15 protein-coding genes and 2 tRNA genes are annotated in these 17,033 nt (G+C 48.9%); 8 read left to right on the forward strand and 9 right to left on the reverse strand.

The features are described 5' to 3' along the window. Position 1 precedes the first annotated feature (1 nt). The 4 genes from AC6R0R_RS05905 to AC6R0R_RS05920 all read right to left on the reverse strand — a co-directional run bounded on the left by AC6R0R_RS05905 (position 2) and on the right by AC6R0R_RS05920 (position 2,169). Entirely contained in the window at positions 2 to 718 is a 717-nt protein-coding gene (locus AC6R0R_RS05905; RefSeq protein WP_500626044.1) for an ABC transporter ATP-binding protein, read from the reverse strand. A 130-nt stretch (positions 719 to 848) separates the two neighbouring features. Next, positions 849 to 1,031, reverse strand: a complete 183-nt coding sequence (locus AC6R0R_RS05910; protein WP_500626045.1) for a diguanylate cyclase domain-containing protein — start codon at positions 1,029 to 1,031, stop codon at positions 849 to 851. Between the two features lie 262 nt (positions 1,032 to 1,293). After that, positions 1,294 to 1,384 (reverse strand) — tRNA-Ser (locus AC6R0R_RS05915). A 74-nt stretch (positions 1,385 to 1,458) separates the two neighbouring features. Then, on the reverse strand, positions 1,459 to 2,169 hold the full coding sequence (locus AC6R0R_RS05920; protein WP_500626046.1) for an oligogalacturonate-specific porin KdgM family protein: 711 nt from the start codon (positions 2,167 to 2,169) through the stop codon (positions 1,459 to 1,461). Between the two features lie 627 nt (positions 2,170 to 2,796). Between AC6R0R_RS05920 and AC6R0R_RS05925 the strand changes: the two genes are divergently transcribed. The 5 genes from AC6R0R_RS05925 to AC6R0R_RS05945 all read left to right on the forward strand — a co-directional run bounded on the left by AC6R0R_RS05925 (position 2,797) and on the right by AC6R0R_RS05945 (position 8,799). After that, positions 2,797 to 3,681 (forward strand): carbohydrate ABC transporter permease, encoded by an 885-nt coding sequence (locus tag AC6R0R_RS05925; protein ID WP_334552657.1) that lies wholly within the window; start codon positions 2,797 to 2,799, stop codon positions 3,679 to 3,681. Between the two features lie 2 nt (positions 3,682 to 3,683). Next, positions 3,684 to 4,583 (forward strand): carbohydrate ABC transporter permease, encoded by a 900-nt coding sequence (locus tag AC6R0R_RS05930; RefSeq protein ID WP_334552655.1) that lies wholly within the window; start codon positions 3,684 to 3,686, stop codon positions 4,581 to 4,583. Between the two features lie 15 nt (positions 4,584 to 4,598). Then, positions 4,599 to 5,735, forward strand: coding sequence for an ABC transporter ATP-binding protein (locus AC6R0R_RS05935; protein WP_500626047.1), 1,137 nt, complete (start codon positions 4,599 to 4,601; stop codon positions 5,733 to 5,735). A 17-nt stretch (positions 5,736 to 5,752) separates the two neighbouring features. Further along, entirely contained in the window at positions 5,753 to 7,036 is a 1,284-nt protein-coding gene (locus AC6R0R_RS05940; RefSeq protein ID WP_500626048.1) for an ABC transporter substrate-binding protein, read from the forward strand. Positions 7,037 to 7,131: 95 nt separating this feature from the next. After that, positions 7,132 to 8,799: a pectate lyase gene (locus AC6R0R_RS05945; RefSeq protein WP_500626049.1), complete on the forward strand. Its 1,668-nt coding sequence runs from the start codon at positions 7,132 to 7,134 to the stop codon at positions 8,797 to 8,799. A gap of 34 nt (positions 8,800 to 8,833) precedes the next feature. Here the strand turns inward: AC6R0R_RS05945 and AC6R0R_RS05950 are convergent, their stop codons facing one another. The 4 genes from AC6R0R_RS05950 to AC6R0R_RS05965 all read right to left on the reverse strand — a co-directional run bounded on the left by AC6R0R_RS05950 (position 8,834) and on the right by AC6R0R_RS05965 (position 12,133). Further along, positions 8,834 to 9,823, reverse strand: a complete 990-nt coding sequence (locus tag AC6R0R_RS05950) for a pectinesterase family protein (protein ID WP_500626050.1) — start codon at positions 9,821 to 9,823, stop codon at positions 8,834 to 8,836. 118 nt (positions 9,824 to 9,941) lie between these two features. Beyond that, positions 9,942 to 10,018, reverse strand: a tRNA-Pro gene (locus AC6R0R_RS05955). 51 nt (positions 10,019 to 10,069) lie between these two features. Further along, positions 10,070 to 11,881: a DUF3413 domain-containing protein gene (locus AC6R0R_RS05960; protein ID WP_500626051.1), complete on the reverse strand. Its 1,812-nt coding sequence runs from the start codon at positions 11,879 to 11,881 to the stop codon at positions 10,070 to 10,072. A gap of 27 nt (positions 11,882 to 11,908) precedes the next feature. After that, positions 11,909 to 12,133, reverse strand: a complete 225-nt coding sequence (locus tag AC6R0R_RS05965) for a YejL family protein (protein WP_334552646.1) — start codon at positions 12,131 to 12,133, stop codon at positions 11,909 to 11,911. Positions 12,134 to 12,216: 83 nt separating this feature from the next. Here AC6R0R_RS05965 and yejK point away from each other — a divergent pair, with 83 nt between their 5' ends. The 3 genes from yejK to asd all read left to right on the forward strand — a co-directional run bounded on the left by yejK (position 12,217) and on the right by asd (position 16,044). Beyond that, on the forward strand, positions 12,217 to 13,215 hold the full coding sequence (yejK, locus tag AC6R0R_RS05970; protein WP_500626052.1) for a nucleoid-associated protein YejK: 999 nt from the start codon (positions 12,217 to 12,219) through the stop codon (positions 13,213 to 13,215). 180 nt (positions 13,216 to 13,395) lie between these two features. Beyond that, positions 13,396 to 14,610, forward strand: a complete 1,215-nt coding sequence (locus AC6R0R_RS05975) for an Hpt domain-containing protein (protein ID WP_500626053.1) — start codon at positions 13,396 to 13,398, stop codon at positions 14,608 to 14,610. Between the two features lie 321 nt (positions 14,611 to 14,931). Then, positions 14,932 to 16,044 carry an aspartate-semialdehyde dehydrogenase gene (gene asd / locus AC6R0R_RS05980; RefSeq protein WP_334552638.1) on the forward strand — a complete coding sequence of 371 codons (1,113 nt, stop codon included), beginning with the start codon at positions 14,932 to 14,934 and terminating at the stop codon, positions 16,042 to 16,044. A gap of 95 nt (positions 16,045 to 16,139) precedes the next feature. Here asd and AC6R0R_RS05985 read toward each other — a convergent pair whose 3' ends face one another. Further along, a complete protein-coding gene (locus AC6R0R_RS05985) occupies positions 16,140 to 16,991 on the reverse strand; it encodes an ion transporter (protein WP_334552636.1) in 852 nt (283 codons plus the stop codon). Positions 16,992 to 17,033: the final 42 nt, after the last annotated feature.

Below are 17,033 nucleotides of genomic sequence, written 5' to 3' on the forward strand. Positions count from 1 at the left end.
CTTAGCCCCTTTGCGCGAACGCGGCGTGGACTTGCTCGGTGTCGATGCTGCCTTGTTCTGAACGCTCAAACAGACCGACAATGCGTCCTTTGTCTAATAGGCCGATTCGGTCGGCCACTTGGCATGCGCCGTAGACATCGTGGGTAACCATAAACACGGTCGTGCCTTGTTTAGCAAGCGCACTGATCAACTGGTTGAACTCGTCAATGGCTCTTGGATCCAGGCCTGATGTTGGCTCATCAAGACACAGCACGGGCGCTTCACGCAGTAGCGCGAGGGCGATCGCGGTTTTTTGTCGCATTCCTTTGGAATAGCTGGAGAGACGTTGATGCCAGGCATTGGGCTGGAGTGCCACTTGCGCAAGAGCTTGTTCCACCTCAGGACGTGAGCGAGTAACGCCCGAGAGAGACAAAAAGTAGTCGATGTTTTCAAGGCCGCTTAGATGCCCATACAGCATGACGGATTCAGGCAAGTAAGCGACTTTACTACGAATCTCATCAATATGAGTGGTGGTTGAGAGACCGAGTACCTCGGCATGGCCTGATGATGGCGTCACGGTGCCCAAAAAGGTTTTGAGCGTTGTCGATTTGCCGGCGCCATTGCCACCGAGCAAAGCAAAGACTTCCCCTTGCTGGACGCTAAAGTGAACATCATTGAGAACCGGGTTGTGTGCGAACTCGACGCACAGAGCGTTGGCGACGACCACGGGTTGTGTCATGGGAGTTTTCCAAGTTGGTTAATGATAATCGGTCGCAAATGTTATGTTATAACGTATTTGCAATCAAGTGGATTAAGTCCACATTCTCATCGCTGTTTATCGACTCTAGGGGGATCGTGGCGCGAAGCCATCAGTCAGAGGCGAGTACGACGCGGTTACGTCCTTGGTCTTTGGCTTGATAGAGCGCATGGTCAGCGCGTGAGAGAAGGGTATTGATGTCATCGCCATCGTGATATCTGGCGACACCGATACTGATGGTCAACGCGGGAATGTCGGTGAAGGAGAAGGTCGCGACGACATCACGTAGTCGCACAACTTTTCCTATCTTGCTTGTAAATCGCGCTATCGAGCTGAGCATTTTTTTGGTCGCTAATCGACGATATTTAGTGAAAAGAGAGAGACGAATTTCTCTTGGATAATCCAAAGAAGCTTGCAGGGGAGCTGGAGTGGAAATACGCGTATAAAACACGTTATTGCTTAGCTTTATCAGATACATATGTATCACCTGTGTGTATTAGGTGACATTTGATTGCTTAAAAACGAGAAAAGCCCTTGATAAATCAAGGGCTCGAATGTGGCGGAGAGATAGGGATTTGAACCCTAGATACGCTATTAACGTATGCCGGTTTTCAAGACCGGTGCTTTCAACCACTCAGCCATCTCTCCGTGTGGGCGCATAGTATAGGGGTTGGTTGGGCTTGTAAACCCCTATAAAAACTGTTTGCTTTATTTGTGAGCGGTTAGAACGAGTATTTCACACCGACACGGAAACGAGGCTCGTAAGAGTCTTTACCGTCTCTTGCGTCATCGGTGTTTTGAGCGACCATACCAATCTCACCAAATGGGCGCCAGCCGTGTTCAAAACCTGAGTACTCACCTGAGAAGTTGACTAGGTTTAGGTAGTTGTTGTCACCTTTGTAGCCTTTGCTGTCCGATTGTTCGAATTTACCTTCGATATCGATACCAAAGCCAAAGTCGCCCATCCTATAACCAGACGTCAGGTTCAACTGGTTGTAGTGGCTCGATTCACTGTTTGCAGCATTATTTTTGTAACCGTAACGGTAGCGAAGTGCCACGTTCCAATCACTGGTAATCTTTTGTGTACCGCGTAGATCGAATTTATGTGTTGCGGCAGAAGAGCTTGCGTCAATGGCGTAGGCAGGCTGCAAAGTAAAGCTATCGGTGACTTTGTAGTTGTAGCTGACTTTGGTCTCATGGCCCACGTCTTTCAGTTTAGACAGGTCGAAGCTGTCATCGCCGTAACCCCATTTTACTTCTGCGCTCAAGCTAATGCCGTTGTCGAATCCATGCGAAATGGCGAGTCGGTCACGATGTCTTGCGTCCATATCGCCTTCAGAAGCAATGTACTCATGACGTAGGTTCAGTGTCGTTGCATTCACTGCTGTTGCGGTTAGGCCAAGTAGGATGGCGGTGGTTAGGATCTTCTTCATCTAGAAACGCCTTTGTAGCTGTAGTTTTGATGGCGGCTAATGTAGTGATTTTTCTTAATAAAATGAACATTAAAATACTTAGATCGTTATCTGTGAAACGATGTTTTATTTTAATGGGAATGGTGTTTAAATTTTGTAAATTATTAGATGTTTTGCTTTTGTTATTTATTTTTATGCTCTAAAAATAAAATCATTTACCATCCCAATGCATCCTTTTCCTTGCGTGATTTGATTTATTTGATTTGAATCAATTTTATCCTTGCCAAATCAATTGCTGATGAATTTTTTGGATTAATAAGCCAGTTTTTCTATTTTATGTGGCTTTTAGTTCTGCTTTATCGTTGTGGTTAGTGGATCTATGGATGGTTATTCTGATATGTGAGATTGGCGGACAGGTGCCGTTTTTTGTAAAAATTTACAGTTTGATCGCTTTAAAAAAATGAAAATAGAACTGCGTTTCACATTTTTTGTGTGTATATCATTAAAAATGTTATTTAAGATCACAATTACATTTTTTCGACGTGAAAACCCTCACAAAGTTGCGTTAAATGAATAGTGAAGCCAGCAGGCGTATTGCTAAGGGAAGTGTCTAACCGGCTGGCATATAACTCTAAAGAGGACGAGAAAATGTATGAAAATCGTAAGCTTGGATTGGCGTACCTGTCTCCCTATATCATCGGGTTGATAGTGTTTACTGCCTTTCCATTTGTGTCATCATTTTTGATGAGCTTCACCGATTACGATCTCATGAATTCGCCTGAATTCGTTGGGATTGAGAACTATCGGTACATGCTCACTGAAGATGATGTGTTCTGGAAGTCAATGAGCGTTACATTCTTGTACGTTTTCTTGACCATCCCAGTAAAACTGGCGTTCGCGTTGTTTATAGCTTTTATCCTGAATTTTAAACTCAAAGGAATTGGCTTTTTCAGAACCGCGTACTACATCCCTTCCATTCTAGGTTCAAGTATCGCTATTGCCGTACTGTGGCGCGCGTTGTTCGCTATAGACGGTGTGCTCAATGGTGCGCTTGGCTTCTTTGGTGTGGAGCCTATCAGCTGGTTAGGTGAACCGGCATTTGCACTCTTCTCCATCACTTTGCTACGTGCTTGGCAGTTTGGTTCTGCGATGGTTATCTTCCTCGCGGCACTACAAAACGTGCCTCAGTCTCAATACGAGGCGGCGTTGATTGATGGTGCGAGCAAATGGCAAATGTTCTTGAAAGTGACGGTGCCACTGATCACGCCGGTTATCTTCTTTAACTTCATTATGCAAACCACTCAGGCGTTCCAAGAGTTTACCGCTCCGTACGTGATTACCGGTGGCGGACCAATGAAGTCCACTTATTTGATCTCTCTCTACATCTACGAAACCGCGTTCAAGTTCTTTGACATGGGTTACGGCAGTGCTTTGGCTTGGTCATTGTTTGTTGTTGTGGCCATCTTTACGGGCATTACGTTCCGTTCATCGAAGTACTGGGTCTTCTACTCTGGCGATAAGGGAGGGAAATAATCATGTCAGTTATTACGGTTGAAAATCAAGCGGTTGACAATGGTGCAGAGAATGCACGCACGATTCGCCGCGAAAAAATCAATGCCTTTATTCGCTATGTTGTGTTGATTGGTGTGGGCTTTTTGATGCTCTACCCACTGCTGTGGATGTTCACGGCAGCCATGAAGCCCAACCATGAAATTTTCTCGTCGATGAGCCTTATCCCCTCTGAATGGAGTCTGGAAGGGTTTATCAATGGCTGGAAAACAGGGACTGAATTTACCTTCGGTCACTACATCTTAAACACGTTCTATTATGTGCTACCAAAAGTATTCTTTACGGTTGTCTCTTCGACCATCGTGGCCTACGGCTTCGCTCGATTTGACATCCCGTGGAAGAAGTTCTGGTTTGCGACATTGATTGCGACCGTGTTACTCCCTCAATCGGTTCTGCTTATTCCTCAATACGTAATGTTCCGTGAGATGGGGCTGCTCGATAGCTACTTACCCCTGTACTTGCCTTTGGCATTTGCAACGCAAGGCTTCTTCGTTTTCATGTTGGTTCAGTTCCTTCGCGGCGTACCAACAGATATGGAAGAGGCGGCGATGATCGATGGCTGTAATTCACTTCAGGTACTTTGGCATGTTGTCGTACCGGTGATTCGTCCTGCGATTATCTCGGTAGCGCTGTTCCAGTTCATGTGGTCGGTTAACGATTTCTTGGGTCCACTGATTTATGTCTCAAGTGTCGAAAAATACCCGATTGCACTGGCTCTGAAGATGTCAATTGACGTCACTGAAGGGGCGAAGTGGAACGAAATTCTAGCAATGGCTTCTATCGCCATCATCCCATCCATCGTGGTGTTCTTCATGTCTCAAAAATACTTTGTTGAAGGCGTCACCAGTAGCGGTATTAAAGGTTAATTTGGAGTAAGAACAATGGCTGAAGTGAAATTTAAAAAGCTAGAGAAAGTATATTCAAACGGTTTCAAAGCGGTACACGGTGTCGACTTGACCATCAAAGACGGTGAGTTCCTCGTCATCGTTGGGCCATCAGGTTGCGCGAAATCAACCACGCTACGTATGTTGGCGGGCTTGGAAAACATCACCGGTGGTGAAGTGACCATTGGCGGCAAAGTGGTCAACAACTTGGCGCCCAAAGATCGTGGCATCGCGATGGTGTTCCAAAACTACGCCCTTTACCCACACATGACAGTGAAAGAGAACTTGGGTTTTGGTCTTAAGTTGCAAAAGCTGCCGAAAGATGAAATCGAAGCGCGCGTTAATGAAGCAGCCAAAATCTTGGAGATTGAAGAGTTGCTCGAGCGCTTGCCGCGTCAGTTGTCAGGGGGGCAAGCACAGCGTGTGGCAGTAGGCCGCGCTATCGTGAAAAAGCCGGACGTATTCTTGTTTGACGAGCCATTGTCAAACTTGGATGCCAAGCTTCGCGCGTCAATGCGTGTGCGCATCTCGGATCTGCACCGCCACCTTAAGAAAGAGGGCAGCTCTGCGACGGCGGTTTACGTGACGCACGACCAAACCGAAGCAATGACCATGGGCGATCGCATCTGTGTGATGAAGCTCGGTGAGATCATGCAAGTTGATACACCGGATGAGCTCTACAACAACCCCGTCAATATGTTTGTGGCTGGCTTTATCGGTGCACCGGAGATGAACTTACGTGATGTTCAACTGCACGATGAAGACGATGGCTTGTACGTGGCGATCGGCGACCAGCGTTTGAAACTACCACAAGCGAAAGCGGAGCAAATTCGCTCACACAAATGTGAGAAAGCGGTGCTCGGTATTCGCCCAGACAGTATTACCTTGCAGATGGCTGAAGATGATGCTCTACCGACGATCACAGGCGATGTGGTGCGTATGGAGAACATGGGCCATGAGGTGTTTGTGTACTTTAGAGTGAATAATCAAGAATTTACCGCTCGTGTGCCGATTGACGATGTGAAAGACAAGCTGGGCATGGAAACGCGCAGTAACGTCAAATTCGTTGTTGATATGCAAAAAGCGCACATCTTTAACAAAGAAACTGAACAGAACATTTCTTTATTACGATAATAATTGGAGAAACATCCATGAACAAAAAGGTACTGACTACTCTTATCGCGTCGGCGATTGCCGCCACCTCTGCACCGTCTTTTGCTGACGTTGAACTGCGTATGTCTTGGTGGGGCGGTAACTCACGCCACCAAGCGACGTTGGAAGCGATTGAGAAGTTCCAACAAAAATACCCAGACATCAAGGTCAAAGCAGAATACACAGGTTGGGATGGTCACTTGTCTCGCTTGACCACACAGATCGCGGGTAACACTGAACCTGATGTGATGCAAACCAACTGGAACTGGCTGCCTATCTTCTCTCGTGATGGCGGTGGTTTCTACGACATGAGCCAAAAGGCGGATGCGCTGCACATTGCGAACTTCCCGAAAACTGCGATGGACATGACCACAGTTAACGGAAAAATCAACGGCTTACCAGTCAGTATGACGTCCCGCGTGTTCTACTACAACAAGCAGAAGTGGGAGCAAGCTGGGGTGGATTACCCAACTAACTGGGACGAGTTGATGGCCGCGGGTAAAGCGTTTGAGAAAAACCTTGGTGCGGATCACTACCCACTGGTTATTGAAGCGCGCGACGTATTTGCGATGAACCGCTCTTACATGCTGCAAACCACGGGTAAAGACATCATCAGCGCTGAGACTAACATGCTCAACTACGAGCAAAAAGAGATGGAAGCCTTCTTCCAGCTTTATGTGGATCAGGTCAGCAATCACGTCTTCCCATCAACCAAAGAGTTCGCTTCGTACGGTAAAGGCAACTTGTATGAAATGCGCCCTTGGATTGACGGTCGCTTCGGTGGTCTATACATGTGGGATACAGCTATCGCGAAATACACCGCCAACCTTGATCCTTCAATGACACTGGAGCTAGCGCCTTACCCAATGGCGCCGGGTGCAACTGACTCAGGTCTGTTGGCGCGTCCTTCGATGATGTTCTCGATTGGTCGTAACACTAAGCACCCAGAAGAAGCGGCGAAATTGGTCGACTTCTTGCTAAACGATCCTGTGGGTGTTGAGGCGCTAGGTCTCGCTCGTGGTATTCCATTGAGCACCGCTGGTCTTACAACGTTGGATGCCAAAGGAGAAATCGACCAAGAAAGCTTGTCTTACCTAGGTTACTTGCAAGCTCAATCGTTGCCAAAAGAAGTGCTGCCAACCACGTACACAGACAACGCTCAGTTGATGGAGCTATTTAGTGAAGTGATGCAAAAACTGGATTACGGCCAAACCGATGTGTCTGGTGCTGCCAAAGACTTCCTACGTCGCGGCGACCGCATCTTGAAACGCATGGCGAAGTAATCGCTTGAGTAGGGCGCGAAGTCAGATGGCTTCGCGCCTTTTTTCTTTTGGTCAACTTTTTCGGTTAATAAGGACCTGTCTATTAAGGATTCTCTATGACGGACACTGCCAATCGTCGCACCTTTCGCCCCTATATTGATCTGTTTTATGCCCGTAGTATAGAGCTAGGGAAGCACCCCCAGACGGGCCTGATGGCTGACGGCCTGGATGTCACCACCTTACAGCCTGTGATGTGGACCTACCCCGACGGGCGCCAAGCCCCAATGAGCAACTTTGCCAGCCAACAAAATCTGATGCGCGGATACATCGGCTACAGCATGCTCACCGGTGATAATCACTACTTTACGCACGCCAGCGAACTGAGCGAAAGCATCTTGACCCGTTACCACGACAAACCCAGTGGATTACTGCATTGGGGAGGGCATCGATTTGTCGATTGGGCCAGTGGTGCCATTGAAGGCCCGGCAAGCAAAGAGTGTGTCCACGAACTTAAAAACCACTTCCCATTTTACGACTTGATGTATCAGACCGAGCCGGTGGTGACTGAGCGCTATTTGAGTGGCTTTTGGGCGTCACACGTGATGGATTGGGACAAGTGCGATCTCACTCGACATGGCGAATATGGTCGACTGCAACCGGAATCGATATTCTCCCGCCATACGCCCAAAGACGCCGTTGATGCGAGCGCATGGCCTACATTACCGGAAACGGTTGGACTAACGTTTGTGAATGCCTCAACCGATCTGATATACGCCGCGTGTCACGCCTATCGCTACACGCACGACCAAGCGGCACTGACTTGGGCTAAGCACCTCTATCGACAATTTGTGCTCGCCCGTCATCCAAAGACCCGCATGCCGGTCTATCAATTCTCTTCACCCTTGCAGCGTGAGCCTGTGCCTGAGGATGATCGTTTGACCTACTCTTGGTTTGGTGATCGCGCGCGGCGCCAATTTGGACCTGAGTTTGGCCCTATTGCGCTTGAAGCCAATGCGCTGTTTCGAGATTGCTGGGCGCTGGTGGTGGATAATCCGCTGGCTCTGTTAGCTTGCCCTGAAGTGTGTGAAGACAAAGAGTGGCTTGGCTGGATCATTGATGGCATCGAGGGCTACTTTACTCACGCTTGGGATGAGGCAACCAATCAAATGAAGCCGTGCTGGGCTGATGGGACCGACTTAACGGGCTATCAGTTTGTGCGAGATGGCTATTATGGCGACAAAGGCACCACATTAGCGCGTCGTGATGCCGATCCTGCCTACTTATTGACGCTGACGCGTGCCTATCGAGCCAGCCAAAACGAGCGTGTTGAACGCCTATTAAAACGCATGCTGACGCGCTTTGAACTCGCCCGTTTCGAGTCCTCAACGGGGGCCTTGATGGAGGTAGCCAGCGAGACGTCACTCTGTTCGAGCTACTTGCTATTGGCGCTGATAGAAATGCACCACATCGACGGTGATCATCGTTGGTTGGCGTTAGCAGACAGCGCGGCAACGCAACTGATTGAGCAGCACTGGCACAGCGAAAGTGGCTTGTTTGTTGCCAATAAAGCGGTCAAGTACGCCCGTTTTGACGACCCGATTCCCTATGTGCTGCTTTGTCTTGAAGCGGCGCATCAGGGGATTTACGATGAACTGCCCACTTTGGTTTCAAGTGGCGGCTACTTGCATGGCGATCGTCAAATCGGCGATCAGGTTCGTGTCGTCTATGACCGAGAAGTCATCTATGGTGAGCGTCACAATGAGATGGCGATGACGGCGCAATAACCGTCAATCTTGCAGCCCTTCGCTAGCTGAAGGGCTACTGCGGTTTCCAGCCAAGTTCGCTCTGCTCGTCAATCTCACGCTGTTGCTGCGGCAGTGCGTGAGCGCCTTCTCCTCGATTACCTACCAATTCAAATCGACTTTGCTCTGGGGTAAACCACACTCGCTTGCCGTCTCGGCCGCGGCCACTCATGGATGTCCAATCGCTGACATGTTCGCCAAGTTCACACGCTAAGTAGGCACAATGCCCAATGGCGTTCGGATTGGCGTAATGGCCATCAGAGAAGTGCGTGGTGGGGTGCCAAGGGCGGCCGAGTGCATAGCTGCCTTTGGGGACGTCAGCTTCGGCATCGATAACGCAGCGGTAGAAGACCAAACCCAGGGGCACGCAATGAGGCGTGCTCGGTGCAGCGATGTAACCCCATAGCGCGTCCTTGGGCCTGTCACTTCTGGCGCGGCAAGTGATTTGGCACTGTTCAAATAAAGCGCTGCCGCCACCAAAGATAAAATCAATGCAGCCTAAAATATGACATGTTGAGAAGTAGCTGCGTCCTGCGCTCACGTACAGGGTGTCGTGATAACTATCGAGTATCAGATCGTGGCCAATGAAATAGTCAGCGTGATGGCCAACCAATAGGGCGACGGATTGGGTGTGGGTGAGTTTACTGGGATCACTATCATTTTTCGCTTGGTTGGCAATAAAGTCGAACGAGTTGCGAATCGTGAGATGAGCCAATGTGCAGTGCTGGTTATCGACGATGACGACGCGGCTACCGTAGGTGCCACCTATAGAGCCATCTTCCAGTACCATTTGATTGGCGATCTTACAGTCGATGACGGTTTCACGTGCGCATTCACCGACTAGCGAGACCTTGGCGCGTGCAATCGTCAGCCGCTCTGGATAGTGACCTTTGCGAATAAAAATCCGGTACGGAGCATCATTCGCGGGGGCAGCCTCGATCGCCGCTTGAATAGAGGTAAAATCAGCGCCACCTGCGCTATCGACGATGGCATGGTATTGAGTCATAGTAAATCCATAAAATAAACCATTGGTTTATTTTATGGATTTTCATACTGAGGTTCTGTGATACGTCGCCGTATAAACGAGAAAGGGCTCATCCGAAGATGAGCCCTTTAGGGATAAATGGTCGGACTGACTGGATTTGAACCAGCGACCCCTGACACCCCATGACAGTGCGCTACCAAGCTGCGCTACAGTCCGATTCGCTTAATTTACCACATTCAACGTAAGCGTCAATTATAACGTTATGATTTAGTTGCTCTTTGTATAAAATCTCTGCAACTCGGTTAAACCTTGCATCAACACCGGCAGTGTAGGGTTGTCGTCTTGTAATCGCTGGTAGTTTGCATCGTACAATTTGTAGTTGCCGAACTTGTCGATCACCGTGGTGTTTTTGTTGGTAATCAGGGCTAACTCACGGGAATCACCGGCTAAAATCCATTTGCGAGAACGCTCATCAAACAAATTGCGACCACTGCTAAAGTCACTTGGGTTTGACGATACTCCTAACATGTCTTGCAGCAGCGTCACCGAGAAGTCGAGGTGGCTGGTGCGGTGAGTAAAGGTGGCCGCGACCTTACCTGGCCAATGGATCACCATCGGCACCTGAAGTTGGTATCGGCTGTAATTACTGTTCGCGCCCCAACTGTTGGTCTGGGTTTCATTGAATTCCGCGCCGTGGTTTGAGGTGATCACCACAATGGTGTCTTCCTCGAGACCTAGGGTATCGAGCGCGTCAATCAGCAACGCGACTTGTTTGTCGGCGTGCTGAACGGATTTGTGGTAACCGGCGATGAGCTTTTCCGTCGAGGTTTGTTTGTCGTTACTGTCACTGCTGTAAGCACTGAAGTTTTCGACAGGGGTGAGCTCAACGTAGCTAAACCAAGGTGACTTTTTCTGCTCTTGTACCCAAGTTGCCCATGCGTTAATGGTTTGCTCTTCAGCAGAGTGATCGGAATCGAACGCAACGCCGTGGAAGTTCATACCGCGGAAAACGGTTTCGCCGTACAACGCATCATCGAAGTTATCACTACTGAATAGGCCAAATTGGTACTCTTTGTCGACCAACGTATCAATCACAATCGGCTTGGAACCTTGCGCTTTAATGCTGCTGGCGTAGCTACTCGGCAGACCATAAAACAGACCAAACACACCAAAGGTGTCATTACTTGAGCTGTAGTGATTGGTAAAGTTCAGGTTTTGCGCGGCAAATTGCGCCGTCGCTGGCATCAACTGCTCATTCAAAGCATCGGCTCTGAGGTTGTTGACGCTCACCACCAATACGTTCAACTGGTTGGCGCGGCGATTGAACTCCAGTGGCTCAAGCGGGTAGCTGACTAGTTGGTTGCTGGTTTGGTTGTTCTCTAGGCGTTTGAGATATTGCTCTCGGTCCAACAAGCCGTGTTTCTCCATAAAGGATTTAGCGGTCATCGGGTAGGAGAGCGGGAAGTTTGCGCGTTGAGAGGTGATTGGATTGTAGAAATAGGCATCCGCCCACACATAAATTAAGTGGCTAGTGATGAAGCTGATAAAGAACAGCGCCGAAATTGGGCGGCCGACGTGCTTATGAGAGAGTTTACGCTGCTTGCGCCACACCCATTCTGATAACGCCAATTGGAGCAAAAAGATGAGCGGTAACACCACAAACAAATGTTGCAAATCGGCACTGAGGGCAAAGGAGCTGTCATCGTTGAACAGCACTTCCCACACCACGGGCGTTAAATGCAAGTTGATGGTCTGATACGCTTGAGTGTCAATCAGCAATACGGTGAGTCCCACCGTTGCGAAACAGACCGCCGCCAGGCGGAATAGCTTGCGTGACGGAAGGACAAACGTGAGCGGAAAGAGAACAAGGAGATACAGGGCAAATACGAGGAAGCCAAAGTGTCCTACCCAAGAAACGGCCAGATAAAATTGACCGAGCAAAGTCTCAGGCCATGGTGATTGAGTGATATAACGGGTACCAATCAACATCGCAGCGATGATGTTGAAAAACGCAAACCAGTGACCCCAGCCGACGAGACGCGATACGCGCTCACCATATGTATTTCCGTTATCTACCATGTATCTTTATCTATTATCCGTTTATTTTTAATGGCTTTTTTCTTCGATAGAAGAAATCAACGCCTGAGCAAATTTTTCAGCAATTGCTTTGCGTTGTGAAGGCGCAACATCCTGATTTAAGACATTGGTTGCGATATTTCCTGCGATCATAAGCGCCAGTTCTGGACCCGCGGCATGTTTGTCTAGGATAGCAGCCACTTCAGTTAAGATCTGTTCTACTTTCTCGTCGCTGTATTTAGATGTAATCGGCATAAAGACTCTAATGATGATAGTAAAGCGGCTTATGATACCCTACAATGCGATGCAACTGAAACCTACCCAGCGATAAAAATCACATGAGTTTGCACCTCTCTCACGTAATCTTACATCAACTTCAGAAAAATGATTCCGACGAGCTCATCGTCAATTACCGCAGTGCTTCTCTTGCCAATGATGCGTCGACAGAAAACCTCGTCGCAGAGCTGCATCGCGTGTTTCATTCTAAAGCGGGAAAAGGCTTTGGCTGCTTCAAATCAGACAGCGAATTTCAGCACTGGTTGCATGAACTGCGTAAAGGTGAGCGCGATTTTTACGACTTCTCACAAGTGAGCGCCAAGCGCTTAAAAGACGAGTTAGCGAAATACCCCTTTGCCGATGAAGGCATCTTGGTGATTGCGCAGTATCAATCGCTCGCGACCGATTACTTGTTTGTCGCCATCATTCCGTCTAATCAGAGCTTAAAGGTCACTGAAGGGCTGGACATTAGCGCCACCGACTATCTCGATCTTGGCAAAATGGACATTGCCGCGCGTATCGACTTGACGGCTTATGAGACCGATAAAGAGTCCAACCGCTATCTTGCCTACATCAAAGGGCGAGTAGGGCGCAAAGTGGCAGACTTCTTCTTGGACTTCCTGCAGGCAGAGGTCGGGCTCGACAGCAAGCAGCAAAACCAAGTGTTGATGCAGGCCGTGGATGATTTCTGTGCCGACTCCAAGTTAGAAAAAGACGAAGTACTGAGTTTTAAAAAGCAAGTGGCGGATTACTGCAGCGAGCAAATTAAAGCCGGCGATGAAGTCTACGTGAAAGAGTTGTCTGGTGAGTTGTCCCCCTCGCATGATGGCACAAGCTTTTTGGATTACACCCAAGAGCAAGGCTACCAACTTGAGGAGAGTTTCCCAGGAGATAGAACCGCAGTTCGTAAGCTAACCAAGTACGTTGGCGCTGGCGGTGGCTTGAGTATTAACTTCGACAGTTTGCTGCTTGGCGAGCGTATTTTCTACGATCCGGAAACTGATACCCTGACCATCAAAGGCACACCGCCGAACTTGCGCGATCAACTCAATCGCAAATGATGCACCGGTAAAGAGCAGAGTTTAGCTCACCCCCTATCTATGAGCCCGCGTTGTGTCGCGGGCTTTTTGTTGCGTTGTGCCACAGACAAGAGGAAAGAGCGAGTGCAAAGCCGCTTTCTTCAGCAGAATGTAAAAAATCGGTATATGATTGTATTTACGGACATTGTTTAGGGCATACCGATGGATAGTAGCAGGCTCAGGCTAGGTGGGATGGTCGTCTTACTCTGGATTGCAGTAACAGCAATTTTAGTGAGCAACTATCGAGTGCTGGGCGAATCTCATCAGCGGTTCACCGAATTGCGTAACGCGGTTGAAGAGCTGCGTAGCACCTTTCACCTCTCCTCCGCGTATCGGCCAGAAGCGACAGATCAGCAAGAGCTTAATCTGCAACTGATTTATGCGCTGCAGTTGCAGATTGAAGCCAATTATGAGCAAAGTTGGTACTCGCCTGATGTTAGCCAACTGCTTTTTTCTCTGGATAAATACATTGCGCAAGCGAAAGCCTACCTCGACAACGATCTCCTTATTCAAGAGCTGATTGAAACCATCAAGCAAGCGCGGGGCAAACAGGCCGATTCGCCACTGTTGACGCAGACCTACTACCGGTTGAGTGCGTTAGTGCTTGAGGAAGTGTTTGGTACGCATGACGATAGCCCACGTCTATCGCGTGAAATGGACAGTATTTATGTTTGGTCAACGGAACTAGAGGGCACACAGCAACAAGAATTGCAGCGTGTACTCGCGTTGGTGGCTCAGGTGTTGGGGACGTACGCGAAAGGTCTGCACTTGGTTGAAGGGCTGGTCGGGCATGATGTCAATATTCAAATTGCTTCCTTGGGCGAGGCGTACCACCAAAGCTTGGAGCGTCATGTGCAGCTTGGATTAGTCAGTTCAGCCCTCGCCATCGCGGCGCTGGTTTTACTAGTGATGAGCGCACGAACGGCGGCGCGTTCGCGTTTAGCGTCAAATGAGCCGATGGTTGATCATCACAACAGGGTTGAGGTTGACAAAAAAGACAATGAACTCGAGGAAGTAGAGAGTCCTATGGAACCAGAGCCGATTATCGATACCCAAGCTATGCTGAGCTCGCTCAATGGTGATACAGCGTCAGTATGCATGTTGCTGGAAGTATTTGTGGAAGATCATCAAGATGACGTCAGTACCATTGAACGGCTGATTGTTGAATCCCCCGAGACTGCACTGCGCAAAGCGCACAGTTTAAAAGGTGTGGGGGGAAACTTAGGTGCGCCGCTACTCAAACAAGCCGCTGCTTGCGTTGAAAAAGCGATCAAAGAGATGCAAGGCGACCTGTCTGATGAACTCAACGAGCTACAGCGTGTCCTTGGCCAGGCGATTGACGAGGCGAAACAGTTCTTAAAAGTGAATCAGCTTTAATTGAGAGCGATGAGTCAACAAAAATGGCCATTCCAAGTGGTGGCCTTAGCGATGGAAAAGATCATACGTCAATCAGAAGCCCCGTGTTAAGTTTGGTTCTGACTTGTCGACTACTTCCCCGTAGATGCTTTGATTTCTTTCTGTTCGGTTTGAACGATCAGTAGTGTCGTCGTTGAGAAAAAGTGGGAAAACAGTCAGCTAACGCGATTCTAGCGCTTAGCGAGACAAAACTTACAAAAATATGGCATTTTTTGCTTGAGATTTTGAGCTGAACATTGAAAGATGAGTGATTCCTTTTTTAGATTACATGGAGAGTTGAGAATGAGAGTAGGTTTAGTCGGTTGGCGTGGCATGGTGGGTTCTGTCCTGATGCAGCGCATGGTGGAAGAGAAAGATTTTGATCTCATTGAACCGGTTTTTTACAGCACTTCTCAAGTCGGCATCCCAGCTCCAAACTTTGGTAAAGACGCGGGTTTGCTGCAAGATGCGTTCGATCTAGAGAGCCTAAAACAGCTTGATGCCGTCATTACGTGTCAAGGTGGCAGCTACACGGAAGAAGTGTATCCGAAACTGCGCCAAGCAGGTTGGAAAGGCTACTGGATTGATGCAGCCTCAACACTGCGTATGGCTCAAGATTCAATCATCACGTTGGATCCGGTCAACTTGGCGCAAATCCAACAAGGTATCCACGCGGGCACCAACACGTTTGTTGGTGGTAACTGCACGGTAAGCTTGATGTTGATGGGCCTAGGTGGCTTGTTCGAAAAAGGGCTGGTGGAGTGGACCAGCGCGATGACGTATCAAGCGGCGTCCGGTGCGGGTGCGCAAAACATGCGCGAGCTTATCTCGCAAATGGGCGTGATCAACGACTCAGTGAGCTCAGAGCTGGCCAACCCTGCAAGCTCGATTCTCGATATCGACCAAAAAGTGGCAGATACCATGCGCAGCGATTCGTTCCCAACGGATAAGTTTGGCGTGCCGCTTGCGGGCTCATTGATTCCTTGGATCGATGTGAAACGCGACAATGGTCAGAGCAAAGAAGAGTGGAAAGCGGGTGTCGAAGCGAACAAGATCCTAGGTTTCCAAGCGTCACCTGTTCCTATTGATGGCACATGTGTTCGTATCGGTGCGATGCGTTGTCACTCACAAGCGTTGACCATCAAGCTCAAACAAAATGTGCCGATGGATGAGATTGAAGAGATCATCGCCACGCACAATGACTGGGTGAAAGTGATCCCGAATGACCGTGATATTACGGCAAAAGAGCTGACTCCAGCGAAAGTGACGGGTACCTTATCGATTCCTGTCGGCCGTCTACGTAAGATGGCAATGGGTGATGACTTCCTCAATGCATTCACCGTCGGTGACCAGCTGCTATGGGGCGCGGCAGAGCCGTTGCGTCGTACGCTGCGTATCATTCTAGCGGAGAAATAAACCCTCAAACTCGAGTGTTTGTTCCCTATCCTAAAGCGCCTCTTTGCAGGCGCTTTTTTTATTGGTGATTGTTTTATCGGTGATTCACAAAGTGCTTAGACTTCTTCTTGAACTGGGGCGGTCACGCGTTTATCGGGATCGGCGAGCTCACTGCCACAATGCTTGCAATAGAGCGCGTCAGACTCGTGCCCCGATTTTGAGCAGTTTGGGCATTTGACCAAGGTCTTGTGTGATTTCATCTCTTGGTTGATTTCAGCGGTGATGATGCCAGTGGGCACCGCAATGATCGAGTAACCCAGCAGCATGGTAATGGCCGCGATGGTTTTACCTAGACCGGTTTGCGGCACTAAGTCGCCATAACCCACGGTGGTGATGGTCACGATGGCCCAATAGATGCTCATGGGAATGCTGGTGAAGCCGTTCTCTGGTCCTTCAATGACGTAGATGAGGGCGCCAAAGATGGTGACCAAGATGGCAACATTGGAGAAAAAGATAAAGATTTTGCGCCGAGAAGTGAGCAGAGAGCGCAGCAAGATGTTGGAGTCTTGCAGATAGCGAACCAACTTAAGAATGCGGAAAATACGCATCACTCTGAGCAGTCGGATCACACCCATAAAGGTCGCCGAAGGAAAGAAAAACGCCAAGTAAGTGGGCAAGATAGCCAATAAATCAATCACCCCATAAAAACTTTTCGCATAGGCGAGGGGCTTTGGCGAGCAGTAGAGCCGCACAAGGTATTCGAGCGTAAACAGCGCAGTAAACGAGTATTCCAGCACTCTTAATGTACTTTTCCATTCCTGTGGCACGCTAGGAAGTGATTCAAGCAATAGAACGATCAGCGAGGCAAAAATGGCTACGATCAGCGCCAAATCGAAGCGGCGACCCGCCTTGGTATGCGTGCCAAAGATGATGACATAGAGATGGTGTTTTAAGGGATCGGATTTCATGACCTAGCCTAGTGACAAACGACAAGGTCAGAGTATGAGCAA

The organism is Vibrio sp. R12-SW3-ISO1 (genome assembly GCF_059834005.1).